The organism is Pseudomonas sp. 32A, from assembly GCF_052682255.1.
In genome coordinates, this window is sequence record NZ_JBQYLY010000001.1 from 484785 (window position 1) to 501098 (window position 16314).

The 16314-nt window shown below is 61.8% G+C and carries 17 protein-coding genes; 5 read left to right on the plus strand and 12 right to left on the minus strand.

Features of this window, described 5'->3' with window-relative positions; all coding sequences use genetic code 11:
* Nucleotides 1-35 precede the first annotated feature (35 nt).
* The 8 genes from ACUN0G_RS02085 to ACUN0G_RS02120 all read right to left on the minus strand — a co-directional run bounded on the left by ACUN0G_RS02085 (nt 36) and on the right by ACUN0G_RS02120 (nt 8053).
* The gene (locus ACUN0G_RS02085) at nt 36-2141 is read right to left on the minus strand and encodes a TonB-dependent receptor (protein ID WP_445572584.1); all 2106 of its coding nucleotides are present in this window, start codon (nt 2139-2141) and stop codon (nt 36-38) included.
* Nucleotides 2142-2293: 152 nt separating this feature from the next.
* Nucleotides 2294-3676: a PepSY-associated TM helix domain-containing protein gene (locus ACUN0G_RS02090; protein ID WP_445572585.1), complete on the minus strand. Its 1383-nt coding sequence runs from the start codon at nt 3674-3676 to the stop codon at nt 2294-2296.
* A 158-nt stretch (nt 3677-3834) separates the two neighbouring features.
* The gene (locus ACUN0G_RS02095; RefSeq protein ID WP_445572586.1) at nt 3835-5907 is read right to left on the minus strand and encodes a TonB-dependent copper receptor; all 2073 of its coding nucleotides are present in this window, start codon (nt 5905-5907) and stop codon (nt 3835-3837) included.
* Between the two features lie 93 nt (nt 5908-6000).
* Nucleotides 6001-6372, minus strand: coding sequence for a DUF2946 domain-containing protein (locus ACUN0G_RS02100; RefSeq protein WP_445575508.1), 372 nt, complete (start codon nt 6370-6372; stop codon nt 6001-6003).
* A 64-nt stretch (nt 6373-6436) separates the two neighbouring features.
* Complete coding sequence (locus ACUN0G_RS02105; RefSeq protein WP_258343490.1) at nt 6437-6919, minus strand: copper chaperone PCu(A)C; 483 nt, start codon at nt 6917-6919, stop codon at nt 6437-6439.
* A gap of 46 nt (nt 6920-6965) precedes the next feature.
* Nucleotides 6966-7361 carry a DUF2946 domain-containing protein gene (locus tag ACUN0G_RS02110; RefSeq protein WP_076017992.1) on the minus strand — a complete coding sequence of 132 codons (396 nt, stop codon included), beginning with the start codon at nt 7359-7361 and terminating at the stop codon, nt 6966-6968.
* Nucleotides 7362-7458: 97 nt separating this feature from the next.
* Nucleotides 7459-7746: an addiction module antidote protein gene (locus ACUN0G_RS02115; protein ID WP_008439033.1), complete on the minus strand. Its 288-nt coding sequence runs from the start codon at nt 7744-7746 to the stop codon at nt 7459-7461.
* Nucleotides 7739-8053 carry a type II toxin-antitoxin system RelE/ParE family toxin gene (locus ACUN0G_RS02120; RefSeq protein ID WP_445572587.1) on the minus strand — a complete coding sequence of 105 codons (315 nt, stop codon included), beginning with the start codon at nt 8051-8053 and terminating at the stop codon, nt 7739-7741. Before ACUN0G_RS02120 ends, ACUN0G_RS02115 begins: the two co-directional genes overlap by 8 nt.
* A 640-nt stretch (nt 8054-8693) precedes the next feature.
* Between ACUN0G_RS02120 and ACUN0G_RS02125 the strand changes: the two genes are divergently transcribed.
* On the plus strand, nt 8694-8933 hold the full coding sequence (locus ACUN0G_RS02125; protein WP_445572588.1) for a DUF6124 family protein: 240 nt from the start codon (nt 8694-8696) through the stop codon (nt 8931-8933).
* 58 nt (nt 8934-8991) lie between these two features.
* Here ACUN0G_RS02125 and ACUN0G_RS02130 read toward each other — a convergent pair whose 3' ends face one another.
* The 4 genes from ACUN0G_RS02130 to cbiE form a co-directional block, all read right to left on the minus strand.
* A complete protein-coding gene (locus ACUN0G_RS02130; RefSeq protein ID WP_003217347.1) occupies nt 8992-9480 on the minus strand; it encodes a PIN domain-containing protein in 489 nt (162 codons plus the stop codon).
* Complete coding sequence (locus tag ACUN0G_RS02135) at nt 9477-9755, minus strand: hypothetical protein (RefSeq protein WP_076017990.1); 279 nt, start codon at nt 9753-9755, stop codon at nt 9477-9479. The genes ACUN0G_RS02130 and ACUN0G_RS02135 overlap by 4 nt, the downstream gene beginning before the upstream one ends.
* Nucleotides 9756-9880: 125 nt before the next feature.
* On the minus strand, nt 9881-10606 hold the full coding sequence (locus ACUN0G_RS02140; protein ID WP_445572589.1) for a cobalt-precorrin-6A reductase: 726 nt from the start codon (nt 10604-10606) through the stop codon (nt 9881-9883).
* Nucleotides 10603-11808, minus strand: a complete 1206-nt coding sequence (gene cbiE / locus ACUN0G_RS02145) for a precorrin-6y C5,15-methyltransferase (decarboxylating) subunit CbiE (protein ID WP_445572590.1) — start codon at nt 11806-11808, stop codon at nt 10603-10605. Before cbiE ends, ACUN0G_RS02140 begins: the two co-directional genes overlap by 4 nt.
* A gap of 110 nt (nt 11809-11918) precedes the next feature.
* Between cbiE and cobG the strand changes: the two genes are divergently transcribed.
* The 4 genes from cobG to cobJ are packed head-to-tail and all read left to right on the plus strand — an operon-like array spanning nt 11919 to nt 16195.
* Nucleotides 11919-13205, plus strand: a complete 1287-nt coding sequence (cobG, locus tag ACUN0G_RS02150; protein ID WP_445575509.1) for a precorrin-3B synthase — start codon at nt 11919-11921, stop codon at nt 13203-13205.
* On the plus strand, nt 13198-13824 hold the full coding sequence (locus ACUN0G_RS02155) for a precorrin-8X methylmutase (protein ID WP_445572591.1): 627 nt from the start codon (nt 13198-13200) through the stop codon (nt 13822-13824). The genes cobG and ACUN0G_RS02155 overlap by 8 nt, the downstream gene beginning before the upstream one ends.
* Entirely contained in the window at nt 13824-14555 is a 732-nt protein-coding gene (locus tag ACUN0G_RS02160; RefSeq protein ID WP_063033329.1) for a precorrin-2 C(20)-methyltransferase, read from the plus strand. The genes ACUN0G_RS02155 and ACUN0G_RS02160 overlap by 1 nt, the downstream gene beginning before the upstream one ends.
* Nucleotides 14555-16195: a precorrin-3B C(17)-methyltransferase gene (gene cobJ / locus ACUN0G_RS02165; RefSeq protein WP_445572592.1), complete on the plus strand. Its 1641-nt coding sequence runs from the start codon at nt 14555-14557 to the stop codon at nt 16193-16195. Before ACUN0G_RS02160 ends, cobJ begins: the two co-directional genes overlap by 1 nt.
* Nucleotides 16196-16314: the final 119 nt, after the last annotated feature.

The window sequence follows — 16314 nt, forward strand, 5'->3', positions numbered from 1 at the left end:
AGCCCGCTCCCACATTTGGACAGTGTTGCGTTCAGTTAGAAGGTGTAGTCCGCCGTCACGAAGAACGAGCGCGGCTCGCCCAGGATCCATTGCTGGCCGTCATTGTATTGGCTGACGGCGTAGGTGCGGTCAAACAGGTTATTCAATTGCAGGCCCAATGTCGTGTTACGCATGGCTTTCCACGACACGCTGGCGTCGACCACGGTGTAGCTCGGCACTTCGCTGGTGTTGGCGGCGTTGGCGAAACGCGAGTCTACATAACGCACGCCGGCACCGGCGCGAACGTCGTCAGTGATGGCCTTGCTCAGCCACAGGTTGGCGGTGCGGCGCGGTACGTCGGTGGGGCGGTTGCCGTTGCGGGACACGGCCTGGCCGTTGACCACTTCAGAGAAGTCGTCGTACTGCGCACGTACGATGGCTGCGTTGGCTTGCAACTGCCAGGCGTTCGGCAGTTGCAGGTCGAGGCTGGCCTCCAGGCCGTTGGAGGATTGCTGGCCGACTTGTTCCTTGAGGGTGGTGCCTGGGATGCTCACCAACAGCTTCTTTTTGACGATGTGGTAGGCCGCCAGCGTCCATTCACCCCGCGAGTCCCAGAACGCCTGCTTGAGGCCGATCTCGGTTTGCCTGGCGGTGGACAGGCCGAACTGCTGCTGGCTCGGGCTCAGGGTAATCAGGCTGCCGACGCCGTCGGTGCTGGTGGCGTACTGGCCGTATACCGAGGTGTCCGGGGTGATCGCGTAGACCAGGCCGGCTTTCCAGTTGTTGCCGGTAAAGGTCTTGTTGGCGTCGCTGCCATCCACCAGGGAGTCACTGTCGATGTGCACGTAGTCGCGGCGCGCGCCGGTGATCAGTGACAGTTGATCAGTCAGTTGCAGGCGGTTTTCGGCGAACGCAGCCAGCTGTTTGGTGGTGCTGACGGACTGCGGGACGAAGGGGCTGGCGCTTTCAAACGGTTGCGGTACCGGGTGGTGGATGTCCACCGGTTGGCCGGCGTTCGTCAGGTCATCGAACGGCGAGTTGCTGGCCAGGCGAAAGCGAATGCGGTTGTACTCCACCCCCGCCACCGTCTGGCTGTCGAGGCCGAACAGGGTGTGTTTGAAGGTAAAGGCCTGGCGGTCGCCGACCTGTTCCTGGTTGTGCTTGATGCCCAGGTAGCTCTGGCGCACCAGCCCGCCGTCGACGTAGTTGTAGCTCTCGGCGTTCTGCCAGCGGCGCTGGTTTTTCAGGTAGGACAGTTCGTTGGTGGCGGTAACGTTGTCGTTGATCTGCCACTCGCTGGTCAGGCGTGTCCACTGGTCGTTGTAGTGCTGGATATCGTTGCTGACGTTGTAGTTCTTGTCCCGCAGGCCCTTGTGCAACTGGCCGTTGATCAGCGGTGTGCCGTAGTCGTTTTGCGGGGTCTGGTCGCCGTAGTCGGAGGCCAGGGTGAAGCTCAGGTTGTCCGCCGGCTGCCAGCGCAGGGCGCCGCTGACGAAGTCGCTGCCGAAGTCGCCACGGTCGATGAAGCCGTTGCTGCGCAGGCGGTTGATGTTCAGGCGATAGCTCAGGGTGTCGGTCAGCGAGCCGCCGCTGTCGAGAGCTTGCTGCTGGCGGTCATAGGAGCCGTAGCCCAGGCGGATATGGTTTTCGATCTCGCCTTCGAAGGGTTTCTTCGGGAGGGTGTTGATCACCGCGCCGGTGGCGCCCTGGCCGTACATCACCGAGGCCGGGCCGCGCAGTACGTCCACCCGCTCCACGGACCAGGTGTCCACCGGGAAGGTGGAGGTGCCCGCGCCATCGAACATGCGGGCGCCGTCGTACAGTTGCAGCACCGAACTCTGGCCAGTGAAACCGCGTGCCGACAACGAGGTGCCGCCGTCGCCCGGCGTGCCGGTGCGGCTGATGCCGGTGGCCCGGGAAATGGCGTCCTGCACCGTGGCATCGCCCCGGGCGCGAATCTGCTTGCCGGTCTGGCTTTCAACGCTGCCAGGGGTTTGCAAGGCTGTGAGGTTCAAGCGCGAACCTGCCGTGGTCGGGGTTTGCAGGTCGACGCGCTCGTCGTCGACAGCGGGGGCGGAGACGGCACTGGCGGGAAGCGTCAGGGCCTGGGCAGTGTTTTGCAGGGCGAGCAGGCACAGGCCGGACGCAAGGTACTTGTTCATCGGACGATAAATCGCTTCTTCGAGGCGGTACTCGCCGCAGGGCGCGGCGAGTGGGGGAACGCATTAAGTGTTACAACATAACACTTTGTGCGACGTGGGCGAAAGCCCGCGTAAGACTACATAACGCCTCTAGGCAGGGCATCTCGTCTGTTTCACGCTGAACCTGAAGCAGATTCACGTTGGCCAAACAGACGTGAAAGCACCAGGCGATCCAACGCCCAGACCACGATCAATGAGGCGCCCACCAGCGGAAAGACAATCGCCAGCCCAAGCATGATCGCCATCGCGGTTTTCCATTTCGGCAGGTCATGGCGCAGCGGTGGAACCCCCAGCCCACCCTGTGGCCGACGCTTCCACCAGATCACCAGGCCGCTGACGGCACTGAGCAGGATCATCAGGCAAATCAGCAGCACGATAATCTGATTGACCACGCCAAACATCTTGCCCTCGTGCAGCATCACGCCGGATTCGGTAACCCGCGCCACGCTGTTGTAGTGCTCCCAGCGCACATCGGCCAGGACCTTGCCGGAGTATTGGTCCACATGCAGGGTCGCATCGTTACGCGGGTCGTTGGCGAACACCGCGATGGTGAACACGCCTTCGGCAGTGGTGGGGAAGGTGATGCTGTAGCCGGGCTCGACCTTGCGTGAGTTGGCGAGGTCGACCACCTGCTGCAGGCGGATACTCGGGGCTGCCGGGCCCTGGCTCATGCCGGCATGCCTCATGTGCTCGGCATGCTCGCCGGACATCGGCATCGGGGTGTTTTCCATGGCCCACGGCACGGTCTGTTGGCTCGCCGTGTTGAGGCTGCGGGCCTGCTGGTCGGACTGGGGCACGTTGTTCCACATCGCCGCCGGGAATTTATTCCACAGCTCGGCGTATTGCTTGCCCCAGAAGCCGGTCCAGGTCATGCCGCTGAGCAGCATCACCAGCAGGAACGCCGCGCCCCAGAAGCCGGCGACCGCATGTAAGTCCCGCCAGAACAGCCGGCCACGACTGCCCAGCCGTGGCCACAAAATGCCCGCTGCTGACTTGTTTCGCGGCCACCACAAGTACAGGCCCGAGATCACCAGCATCACACCCCAGCCAGCGGCCAGTTCCACCAGGCGATCGCCGACGGTGCCGATCATCAACTCACCATGCAGCGCACGGGCGATGGCTTGCAGGTTGTACTTGGCGTCCTGTTCGCCGAGCACGGTGCCGCGATACGGGTCGACGAATACCGTCACTTCGTGCCCGTCGTTGCGCATCACGAATTGCGCGCTGCTGGTGGCGTCGGCAGGTGGCAGGTATTTGCTGATTTTGCCTTGGGGATAGGCGGCCTGGGCGCGTTGCAGTTGTTCATCGGCACTCAGTGCGTGTTCGGCGCTTTGCACCGTCAGCAGGTTGCCGTACATCAAGGGGTCGAGCTGGGGTTTGAACAGGTAGATGATGCCGGTCACGGCCAGCAGCACCATGAACGGCGCGACAAACAGCCCGGCGTAGAAATGCCAACGCCAGGCCAGGTTGTAGAAGGAAATCTTGGGTGTACTCATCAGGGGCTGCTCCGCAAAGGCATCTTGTTTTTTCGTTGATGAACGCAATCCCGTAGGAGCGAGCGTGCTCGCGAAGAGCCTGAGGACGCCGCGGGCATTCATAAGCGCCGCGTTATCGTTGGCGATTTTCGCGAGCAAGCTCGCTCCTACAGAGGGCATTAGAAACTCATGTCCACCTTGGTCCAGAGCGTGCGCCCCGGTTCCTTGATGGCTTGCGGGTCATTGGCCGGGTAGCCGAACCCGGCGTTGCCGGCCAAGTTGAGGTGCTCGGCGTAAGCCTTGCCGAACAGGTTGTCGACGCCCGTGCTGACCTTGAAGTTTTTGTTGATGCGATACGCCGCGTTCAGGGAGAACACGCCAAACCCCGAGCTCTTGTCGAAGTCCTTGCCGACCACGTTGCCCTTGTTCTGGTCGATGCGGTTTTGCGCCGCGACCACCCGCCACAAAGCACCGGCACTCCAGTCGTCCTGGCTGTAGGTCAGCCCGAAGCGCGCATCCAGCGGCGGGATTTGCGGCAGCGGTTTGCCGTCGCTGCTGTTCTTGCCCCAGGCGTAGGCGAAGGTGGCATCGGCTTTCCAGTTGTCGGTCAGCTTGTATGCCGCGCCCAATTCACCGCCCATGATTCGTGCGTCGACATTGCGCGCCTGGGAAGTGGTGCCCATCATGCCCGGCCGGTAGTCGAACAGGATGAAGTCGCGCACCTGGCCGACGTAGCCCGACGCCCAGGCGTCCAGGTCTGCGGATTTGTATTGCAGGCCGAAATCCAGCTGGGTGGTTTTCTCGGGCTTCACGCCATCGAAGGCATTCACTGAACCGACCGCCCCGGTGTTGGGTGAAAACAGCTCCCAGTAATCCGGGAAACGTTCGGAGTGGCCGAGGCCTGCGTACAGGGTGGTCGGGCTGTCGGCCAGGTCGTGCTCGTAGCGCACGAAGCCCGACGGCAGGGTATCGGCGCGGGTGTTGCCGGCGGTGGGGTTGGGCCTGCTCATCATCCCGGAGCTAATGGTTTGCCGGAAATCCTTGGCAGAGGCGCGGTCGACACGGGCGCCAGTGATCAGGCGGTCGCGGTCGGCGGCGTACCAGGTCAGTTCGCCAAATACCCCGTAGTTGTGGAAGTTGGCGTCCTTGGTGCGGGGCAGGTCTTTGTAGGTGTCGACGCCCATGGCGCTGCGTTGGCGGTGCTCGTTGGTTTGCGCATCAAGGCCGCTGATCAACTGCACATCGGCCCAACGCCAGGTGGCCTTGATGCGTGCGCCGAGGGTGCGGCGGTCGACGTTGGACGCCATGGGGCCGGCCATCATCCCGGTGCCCGACGGGACGCGCAGGGTGTAGTTGTCCATCACATGATCGGCGTAGTTGTAGTAGACCTGCGCTTCGACCTTATCCAGCACTTCGCCGATATTCGACTTCTCGAATCGCAACCCGAGGCTCTCGCGCAAAAACTGCGAGCCGTCCATTCCACGTCCGGCGTAACGGGCTTCGCCGTCGCCACGGCCAGCGGTGAGTTCCAGCAGGGTGTCCGCGTCCGGGGTCCAGCCCACGGCCACGTCGCCGTTCCACTTGTCGTAGCGCGAGGCGACGGTGTCGTTGTTGCCGTCCTTGTAGTCATCGGCGTGGGCCTGGTTGCCGATCACCCGCACATAACCCAGCGGCCCGCCGGCTGCTGCGTCGACGACTTTGTCGAAGCGCCCGTTGGAGCCCGCCAGGATGCTGGCGTTGACCCGCGTGCCCAGCTCGCCGAACTGCTCGGGCTCGCGTTCGAACAGGATCGTGCCCGCCGAGGCGCCCGGGCCCCAGAGCACGGTTTGCGGGCCCTTGATCACCGTCAGCTTGTCGTAGGTTTCCGGCGAGATGTAGGAGGTGGGCGCGTCCATGCGACCGGGGCAGGCGCCGAGCATCATGCTGCCGTTGGTGAGGATGTTCAGGCGCGAACCGAACATGCCCCGCAGCACCGGGTCGCCGTTGGTGCCGCCGTTGCGCACCAGAGCGAAGCCGGGGATGGTCTTGAGGTAGTCGCCGCCATCGCTGGCGGGCACCGGTTGGCGCGGGTCTTTCGGGTTGGTGACGACGGTCAGCGGTGAGCTGGGGGCAATCGCCGTGATCACCGTCGGGCTCAGTTCATTGTGGTCGACATGTTCGTCGGCGTGGGCCTGTGGAACCAGCAGCGCGCCACACAGAACGGCGAACACAGGAGTACGTCCCAAACGGGTGTCAGCAGAAAACCTGGACATGAAAAATTCCATCAATCATTCGTAAACAACACGGCCAGCAGCCTGCGGCTGTCTGTCTAAAGTCGGCCGGGGTGAAGTAACGGTGTGAAGTGCTTACGCGATGACGGGCGGGGCGCGGCTACGGGCGCCGGGGAAGACGGTTTGCCGGGCATGGCCAAGGAGTGGGGCGGGGGTGAGCGCATTGGCGGGTGGCGGGCTGCCGAGGGTGACAAACGACACGCTGCCGGGCAGCGCCGGGCAACTGAAAAGCAGGCTGCAATAGCCGCACTTTTCCCAGAGCACGTGGTGTTCGTCGGGGGCCTTGTTGTGTTCGGCTGGGGGCTTTGCGTCGCCATGGCAACTCGGGCCGTCCATGGGCATTTCCATGGACATGCCGGCGTGATGATCCATCGGCATCGCTTGGGAAATCAGCGGACCGATAAAGATCATCAGCATGGCGAACAGGCTGATCCAGCTGCCGCGCATAAGGCCTACAGGCTTACGGCGGTGCGGGGACAACCTGGCGCGTGGGGCGCCCATCAAGGTTTATCTACTGGGCGTGCATGTGCTCGTGACCGGCCATGGGCGGTTGCTTCTGCACCGACACTTCCACTTTTACAGGCCCGGCTTTCTCGAAATTCAGGGTCAGCGGGAAATGCTGGCCATCGCGCAAAACGCTGCGGTCCTTCAGGTCCAGCAGCATCACGTGGTAGGCCATGGGGGCGAATGTCAGATTGCCTTTGGCCGGTACCGTGACGCTGGTCACCTGCTGCATCTTCATCAGGTCGCCTTGCATCACATGCTCATGCAACTCGGCCTTGGCGGCCACGGGCGTGTCGACGCTGAGCAGGCGATCCGCATGTTCGCCCTGGTTATGAATCACGAAATACGCGGCGACGGTCGGCGCGTTGGGCGGCAGTTCCTGTGACCAGGGTTCGCTGACCTCCAGTTCGCCGACCTTGAAGTCTTCGGCATTGGCGGCAGCACACACCGGCAGCAACAACGCAGCCAGAAGCAGGGAAGATTTGAGCATGGCAGTTCTCCAGAACGGTTCTAAACGCAGTTCACTTGCGAAGAAATCAGACCGTTGGAGAGGCGCGGGGGTTGAGGCTCGGCCATTGCTGGCGCGGGGTGGGGGATTGCAGCGAAGGCGGCGGCAGGTCTTGCACCGCGTCGAATCTTGCGAAATACAGTGTTGGTGAGTGCCCCGGCAACGCCACTAATGGCGCCGAGCCCGAACAGCACCAGCAATGCTGCATGGTGGAGTGATCGTCCTGCTGCGGCGCCGGTATCTCCAGCTTGCCCAGGGCAATGGCCGTCAGTTTCGTGCCGTTGGAGGAACAGAAACTGCCCCACAGCAATTGCTTGACCGGGTCATCCGCCTGCTGCATCGCGCTCGCCAGCGGCATGGCAAAGGCGTTGAACAGCACTGCAAGGCAGGCGATCCAGGCAATTGCAAAGCGTTGACGGGCCATGGCGGACAATCCGTAGGGTTAAACGATCAGGTGGGTATTTAGCCTGATCGGGGAGGATAAGTAAAAAGGGGCGGTGTGGTTTGGTGTCGCAGTGCTATCAACCAGCTGTGGCGTGCAGCTTCAGGCCGAGCGCTTTCATGACCTTCATGATAGTCGCGAACTCGGGATTGCCAGTGCTGGAGAGGGCTTTATATAAACTTTCGCGTCCGAGGCCTGCGTCGCGGGCTACTTGAGTCATGCCTTGGGCGCGGGCGATGTTGTTGAGGGCTGAACGAATAAGCAGTCCGTCACCGGCATCCTCCTCGAAGCACGCTTCAAGATACTCGGCCATATCTTCAGGAGTCTTGAGGTGTTCCGCTATGTCGAAGTCTGTAAATTCAGTCATGGCTTACTCCTTTTTTTTCAAAGTCTGCTGCAATTTGCTTAGCGCGCTGGATATCGCGTTTCTGCGTTGATTTATCGCCGCCTATCAACAACAGGTAAACTACCTCCTCTCTACGAGTGAAATAAACCCGGTATCCAGGGCCGTAGTGGATGCGCATTTCCGAAACGCCATTTCCTACTGTCTCACAGTCTCCGAAGTTGCCTGATTGTGCGTTATTCAACCTTGCCAGTACGCGTGCACGGGCCGGTTTATTGTTTAACGAATCAAGCCACTCCAGGAAATGCCTGGATTTCTTGAAGCGAATCATCTTGGATCGTATTCCTTGGGATACAGAATGACAAGTCACGATGCTCCGCAAAAGCAGTGCATCCCCATCGCAGACTCTGGTGCAAAACTGCGGGAGGGGAGCTTAGGGCGAGGGCTTTTGGCTGAACCAGCCGGCTGGTTCGGAGGGGGGTGTAAGGCGAATCAGTTTTTAAAGCGAGGTTGTCAAAAGGATGTCGATGATTGAGGCGCTTTCCTACGAGGTCATTGCACCTTGCGATACAGGCGACTCGGTCTTCCTGCTGGAACGAGGTGATGCTATCGCAGGCAAGCCAGCTCCCACAGTTTGGATTGTGTTCGATTCGAATGTGGAGGCCCTACACAGAAATTTCCGACAGTGATTGGCGGTTGTCTCTAGGAAACTCAATCTCTAGTCTCCGAACACCACTGCAAACTCAGTGGTCGGGCGTCGCGGCCCGGATCCTATAGGCGCTAAGCGCCATCGTCTGCTTTAAGTTGACGCTTTTTTATCGTCTACTGTGCGGCGCTATGGTGGCTGTGCGCGGGATACCTTCGGGTATGCCGGGTTGCCTAGGGACCGGTCCGCGAACCTGCGCACAGCTGCCACCCTCCATCGCGTCGCGGCGATCAGTGGCCGCTCCACGTCCCTTAGGAGCTTCACAATGATTAAACCTACCCCTAACCCCCCCTTTCGGCTGTTCACCGTAGCCGACGGAATCAGCACCGAAGACCTGTTGGTCAACCTCATTGAAACACTCGCTTCGGCCAACGCGCTGAGTTGCGACTTGGCGTTTAGCCTGGAAGGATCGAAGCGAGAGGAGTTGTTGGGCGTCGCTCAGTTGATCGAGCTGGCGGAGTTACTGGCTGATCGGGTGCACGAAGGTAGCGGAAAACGCATTTAACACTTCGATGATCGATCGTTCCTGCGCTGATGTGTGGGAATGATCCCGTGAGACGCCTTTAAACGTCCCAGCTTGCTTCCCGTATGTGATTGAAGTTCACCACATCTACGCTGTGCTGATGAGCAAATCCAGCGACTCTTAGGTCATCTGTCAAAACCAGATAATTATCTTTGGCTGCACAGATAATACCGACGTCGGTAAGTCCGTAGGGCGACAGCTCATAATCGCAACTTATATCAAGAGCAGGGCAGTGAATCTCAATGACTGTCGATAATGATTTTTTTAATGTTGCGTAGAAGTCGTGTAGCTTGCTCCCATAAAGCCCGTTTGTAAGGTTGCTGACTTCCGCAAGTATATGAGGAGTTGAAATAAGCTTTTCGAATTGATCAATCACGTTAAGCAGAAGTTTGTAATCTTTGGCGGTGTACCCGCTTGTTCTTTTGAAGCCTGCAATACTGGGTGTGCCTCCGATCAGTGCCAAGAGCAGCAGGTTAGTGTCGACTATGATTCCTTTTCTTCGATATTGCCGGATATATGTTTCGATCATACTTCGCGGATCTTCATGGAGCGGAACTCGCCAGTCTCCGAGTCAATGAAGAATGTTTTATATTTTCTTGCGTACATTTGTCCCGCTAAAGATGCGCCTAATCGTTCATATTTATCAGGGGCTGGAACATTGAAGCCAAGTGTTATTGCCCACGTTTTGTCGCCTGGGTTTAACTCGACTTCCTCAAGCATCAAGTCCTGAAGCACTGTTTCCTGGCCGAGAAAGTCATTGGCTGCTGCCTTGGCAACTTGCACGGCTTCTTTGACGTCTATCATGTCAGCTCCTGAATAGAATTGAGTCTGGCTTGAACTGTTTCTGGAGTGTAGCACTTCATGTTGTGGATTCATCGCCGTCCCTTTAGTCACAAATAGAGTTGATAGAGGTGGGCGATGATCCTGATCTATCGAATGAAATCTGCCAATAACTCGATTGTTTCTGCGGGCGACAAAAGCTCCTGATCCACCGCCACCAACACCGGCCGCCTCAACACCAACACCGGCACCCCCCGCTCCCGTGCCACTTCCAGCTTCGGCTCGGTAGCCGTGCTGCCGCTGTTCTTGCTGATCAGCACATCAATCTGCCGTCGCTCAAACAATGCCCGCTCATCCTCGATCAAAAACGGCCCACGGGCGCCGATCACTTCGCAGCGTTCATTGCCGGGGTACACATCCAGTGCGCGCAGCGTCCAGAACTGCTCGGCGGGGATTTCGTCGAGGTGTTGCAACGGTTCACGGCCCAGCGTGAACAGTGGTCGCTTGAAGGGTTTCAGGGCTTCAATCAACTCCGCCCAGTCACTGACTTCGCGCCAGTCATCACCGGGCTGTGGCTGCCACGCCGGGCGGCGCAGGGCCCAGCAGGGAATGCCACACACACACGCGGCACGGGCGGCGTTGGCGCTGATCTGTGCGGCATACGGATGGGTCGAGTCCAGCACCAGTTCGATGCCTTCATCGCGAATGAACTGCGCCAAACCTTCCGCGCCGCCATAGCCACCGACGCGCACCTGGCACGTAAGGTCGGTGGGAACGCGGCCAACACCCGCCAGGCTGTAGATATGCTCGGGGCCCAGCGTGCGGGCAATGGCCAGGGCTTCCGTCACGCCGCCCAGCAGCAGAATGCGTTTCATAGCGGCTTGATCACTTCCAGCAGGGTGATCGGCAGCGCCTGGCGCCAGGTGTCAAAGTCCCCCAGCGGTTGGGCCTGGGCCACATGAATGCGGGTCAGCTCGCCGCCGTGTTGTTCGCGCCAGGCCATCAGGGTCATTTCGCTTTGCAGGGTCACGGCGTTGGCCACCAGCCGGCCGCCGGGGCGCAGGTGTTGCCAGCAGGTGTCGAGCACGCCGTCGCGGGTGACGCCACCGCCGATGAAGATGGCGTCGGGCGCTTCCAGGCCAGCGAGTGCGTGGGGCGCGGTGCCGCGAATCAACTGCAGGCCTGGGACGCCGAGTGCGTCACGGTTGTGTTCGATCAACAGTTGCCGACCTTCGTCGGCTTCGATCGCCAGCGCTCGGCAACTGAGGTGGGCGCGCATCCATTCGATCCCGATGGAGCCACTGCCCGCGCCCACGTCCCACAGCAGCTCACCGGGCATCGGCGCGAGGCGGGCGAGGGTCATGGCGCGCACGTCGCGCTTGGTCAGTTGGCCGTCGTGCTTGAAGGCCGAGTCCGGCAGCCCCGCCAGGCGAGATAGACGCGCGGTGTTGGCGTCGGCCACGCAGTCGATGGCCACCAGGTTCAAGGCCGCAATCGGTTCACCTGGCCAATCCCGGGCGATGCCGTCGATGCGCCGCTCATCCGGTCCGCCGAGGTGTTCAAATACGCTCAGGCGACTTGCGCCAAACCCACGCTCAGCCAACTGTTCAGCCATCGCCGCCGGGCTCTGGCCATCATTGCTCAACACCAGCAAACGCACGCCGCTGGCCAGGTGCGCATTCAGCGCTGCCAACGGTCGGGCAACCACCGACAGCGTCACCACGTCCTGCAATGGCCAGCCCAAACGTGCCGCCGCCAATGACACGGAAGAGGGCGCCGGCAGGATCAGCAGCTCATTGGCGGGCACCTGTCGCGCCAGGCTCGCGCCTACGCCATAGAACATCGGGTCGCCGCTGGCCAGCACGCACACCGCTTCACCACGCCTGGCCAGCACCGGTTCCAGGGAAAACGGGCTGGGCCACAGCTGGCGTTCGCCACGGATACACACCGGCAACAAGTCCAGCTGGCGTTGGCCGCCAACAATGCGCGAGGCGCGCAACAAGGCGTGCCGGGCATTTCTGCCCAGGCCCTTGAAGCCGTCTTCACCGATGCCTACTACTGTCAGCCAGGGCGACATATGAATTCCTTGAACGACATCCGACGGGCAGGCTTTTCATGCCGCCGGACAAAGCAGGCATAATACCGCGCCTTTACCCGTGAACCGGTAGCCCTGTGAAACCAACACCACTGTCCAATACCTTGCGCCCCTCGGCCTGTCCGGGGTTGCTGCGTATTGTCCAGGCGTTGGACGGCGGGATTTGCCGGATCAAGCTGGCCGGTGGTTCGATCCGCGCCGAGCAGGCATTTGCCGTGGCTGATGCGGCCCAGGCCCATGCCGGCGGAGTGATCGAGGCAACCAACCGCGCCAACCTGCAAATTCGCGGGATAGGTGCCGAACAGGATGGATTGATCGCTGCCTTGCTGGCGGCTGACCTGGGCCCCAGGAGCGCCGCCGGTGACGATGTGCGCAACCTGATGCTCAGCCCCAGCGCGGGCATCGACCGCGAGATGCTGTTCGACACACGGCCGCTGGCTGACGAAATCCTCGCCACCCTGGAAACCCACCCGCGTTTCCATGAGCTGTCAGCCAAGTTCGCCGTGCAACTGGACGGCGGTGAAGCCCTGGCGATGCTCGAGCATCATCACGACCTGTGGCTGTCGGCATTCGACGCCAACGGCGAGACGCTGTTGGCGTTCGGCCTCGCAGGATGCCCGGCACAGGACGCGCCATTGGCCGCCGTGCCTTTGGCGCAAGGGCATGCACTGGTGGTGGCGGTTCTGGAGCTGTTCCTTGAACTGGCCCGACCCGATCAAACCCGCATGCGCCACCTGCTGGCTGAAACGGCTGTGGATAACTTTCTTGGGCGGCTAAACCTGCCCTTGCAGTCGGTTGACGGCTTTTCACGCCATTCCAACCCCGCGCCGCTGCACCTGGGAAGTTATCCACAGCGCCAAAAAAACCAGGTCTATGTGGCCGCCGTCGCACCCTTGGGCCGTCTGGACTCGGCGATGCTCAGGGGCGCCGCGCAACTGGCCGTTGACCATGGCGACGCCACCCTGCGTGTCACGCCATGGCAGGGCCTGCTGCTGCCCAATATCCGTGACGCGGCGGCGGTCATTGAGCGCCTCGAACGGCTTGGCTTTTTGTGCTCGGTGGACCAACCCCTGGCGCGCCTGATCGCCTGCACCGGCTCCAGCGGCTGCGCCAAAGGCCTTGCCGACACCAAGACCGACGCCCTGCAATTGGCAACGCTCGCGCCCGGCCACAGCGTGCACCTGTCCGGCTGCCCGCGTTCCTGCGCCGCCGCACACACCGCGCCGGTCACCCTGCTGGCGGTAAGCCCCGGCCACTACGACCTCTATTTTCGCGACGCAGGCCAGCCCGGTTTCGGCCGCCTGCACGCGCGCACTCTTTCTATTGAAGCGGCGGGCGCCTTGTTGCGCGCCCACCCACGGAGCAACACCGATGATTGATTACATCCGCGACGGTCAGGAGATCTATCGCAACTCCTTCGCGATCATTCGCGCAGAAGCCAAGCTGGATCGCATTCCTGCCGACCTGGAAAAACTCGCCGTGCGGGTGATTCATGCCTGCGGCATGGTCGACGCCATCGACGGCCTGCAATTTTCCGACGGTGCCGGCAAGGCCGGGCGCGAAGCGTTGGCGGCTGGCGCGCCGATCCTGTGTGATGCGCGGATGGTTTCCGAAGGTGTGACCCGCACCCGCTTGCCGGCCAATAACCAGGTGATCTGCACCCTGCGCGATGACAGCGTGCCGGCGTTGGCCCGCGAGCTGGGCAACACCCGTTCCGCCGCCGCCCTGGAGCTGTGGCGCCCGCACCTGGAAGGCAGTGTGGTAGTGATCGGCAATGCGCCGACTGCCTTGTTCTACCTGCTGGAAATGCTCGACGCCGGCGCGCCTAAACCCGCGCTGATTCTCGGTTTCCCTGTGGGCTTTGTCGGCGCCGCCGAATCCAAGGCGATGCTGGCGGCAGACAGCCGCGGCGTACCGTTCGTGATCATGCAGGGCCGCCTGGGCGGCAGTGCGATGGCCGCCGCCGCAGTCAACGCCTTGGCCACGGAGGTCGAATAATGCCGGCACGCGGACGTTTGATTGGCCTGGGCGTAGGCCCCGGTGACCCGGAACTGATCACCCTGAAAGCCCTGCGCCTGCTGCGCGAATCGCCGGTAGTGGCGTACTTCGTGGCCAAGGGCAAGAAGGGCAACGCCTTCGGCATCATCGAAGACCATTTGGTGCCCCAGCAAACCCTGATGCCGCTGGTGTACCCGGTGACCACTGAAGTGTTGCCGGCGCCGCTGTCCTACGAACAAGTGATCAGCGATTTCTACGACACCGCCAGTGTCGACGTGGCCGCACACCTGGATGCCGGGCGCGATGTAGCAGTGATCTGCGAAGGCGATCCGTTCTTCTATGGCTCCTACATGTATTTGCACGACCGCCTGGCCGAGCGCTACGACGCTCAGGTGATCCCGGGTGTGTGCTCGATGCTCGGCGGCGCGTCCGTGCTGGGCGCGCCGTTGGTGTATCGCAACCAGAGCCTGTCGGTGCTCTCTGGCGTATTGCCCCATGACGAACTCAAGCGTCGCCTGGCGGATGCCGATGCGGCGGTGATCATGAAGCTGGGCCGCAACTTCACCAAGGTGCGTCAGGTATTGGAAGAGTTGGGGCTGGCGAGCCGGGCGTTGTACGTCGAGCGCGCGACCATGGCCAATCAGAAAATCGTCGCCCTGGACCAGGTTGATCCAACGTCCTCGCCGTATTTCTCGCTGATCATCGTTCCCGGTGAAAGGTGGCAAGGCTGATGACGGCTCCCGCGATTGTCATTCTGGGGCAGGGCAGCCTCGCCACTGCCCGGGCTATCCAGCAGGTGTATCCCGATGCGCTGATCCACGGCCTGACCGGACGGGTCGAGGGCGCAGATCAGGCCTATAACGAATTTGGCGCCACCGTGCGCCAGTTGTATCAACAGGGCACGCCGATCATCGCGTTGTGCGCCGCCGGCATTGTGATCCGCACCCTGGCGCCGCTGCTGCTGGAGAAGGGCGTCGAGCCGGCCGTGCTGGCGGTTGCCGAAGACGGCAGCGCCGTGGTGCCGCTGCTCGGTGGCCTGGGTGGTGTGAACATACTGGCGCGGGAAATCGCCGCTGCCTTGGGGGTTGCTGCCGCAATCACCACCAGTGGCGAACTGCGTTTCGGCACCTGCCTGCTCAACCCGCCCAGCGGTTATCAGCTCGGCGATCTGGAGCTGGGCAAGCGCTTTGTTTCCGATTTGCTGGCGGGTGAATCGGTGCGCATTGAAGGCGCGGCGCCGTGGCTGGATCAGGCCAACTTACCGCAGGATCAGCAGGCCCATCTGGCGATTCACGTCGGCAGTGCCGAGCGCACGCCTGCAGCTAATGAGTTGCTGATTTATCCAAAAAACGTGTTGGTCACCTGTCGGCCTGCGCCGCAATTGGCCGCGCGCATTCGTGCGGCGTTGCAGGAGGCAGGGCTCGCCGTGCAGTCCCTGGCGTGTTTGCTGGCGGCTGAAACCGAGATGGCTGATTCGTCGTTGCATGAAGCTTCAATCGAGTTGGGCGTGCCGTTGCGCTTCGCCGGCCTGCCGACCCAAACGGACATCGCCATCACGGTGGCCGATGCACCGCTGGACCTGTCCCTGGTCGGTCGCCCCCGTGGTCGCCTGGCGGTCATCGGTTTGGGCCCCGGCGCTGCCGAACTGATGGTGCCGGCGGTAAAGGCTGAACTGGCCCGCTGCACCGATGTGCTGGGTTACGAAACCTACGTACGCATGGCCGGGCCGTTCCGCCCGGATCAAATCCAGCACTGCACCGACAACCGCGAAGAAATGCAGCGCGCCCGTCACGCCTTTGAGCTGGCGGCGCAGGGGCGTTCGGTGGTGGTGGTGTCCTCGGGTGACCCAGGCGTATTCGCCATGGCGGCTGCAGTGATTGAGGCCCTCCACGAATCCGGCGACCCGGCCTGGCATCAGGTCGACCTGGAAATCCTGCCGGGTGTGTCGGCATCCCTCGCCACGGCGGCACAGGCGGGTGCACCGCTGGGGCATGACTTCTGCGTGATGTCGCTGTCGGACAACCTCAAGCCCTGGTCGATCATCGAGAAGCGTCTGGACCTGGCTTCCCAGGCCGACCTGGCGCTGGCGTTCTACAACCCGATTTCCCGTGCACGGCCCTGGCAGTTGGGGCGCGCCCTGGAGATCGTCGCGCAGCATCGCACGGCCGAAACGCCGGTGGTGTTGGGCCGTGATATCGGTCGCCCGGGTCAGACCTTGCGTGTCACAACGCTGGGGCAGCTGACGCCAGACCAGGTGGACATGCGCACCATGGTGCTGATCGGTTCGTCCACCACCTGCGTATTTCCCCGAGCCGGTGGTGGCGAGTGGGTGTACACGCCACGTTGGTATGGCGAGAAGCCGGCCTCCTGAAAAAGGGTGGCCCCGCAATGGGGCTGCCTTGAAAAAGTCATCAGGTGATGGAAGAAAGGTCTGCTTGCCGAGTGCTTTTTGCGTCGGGTCGAGTCATACCTTTCTCTACTGATTGAAGA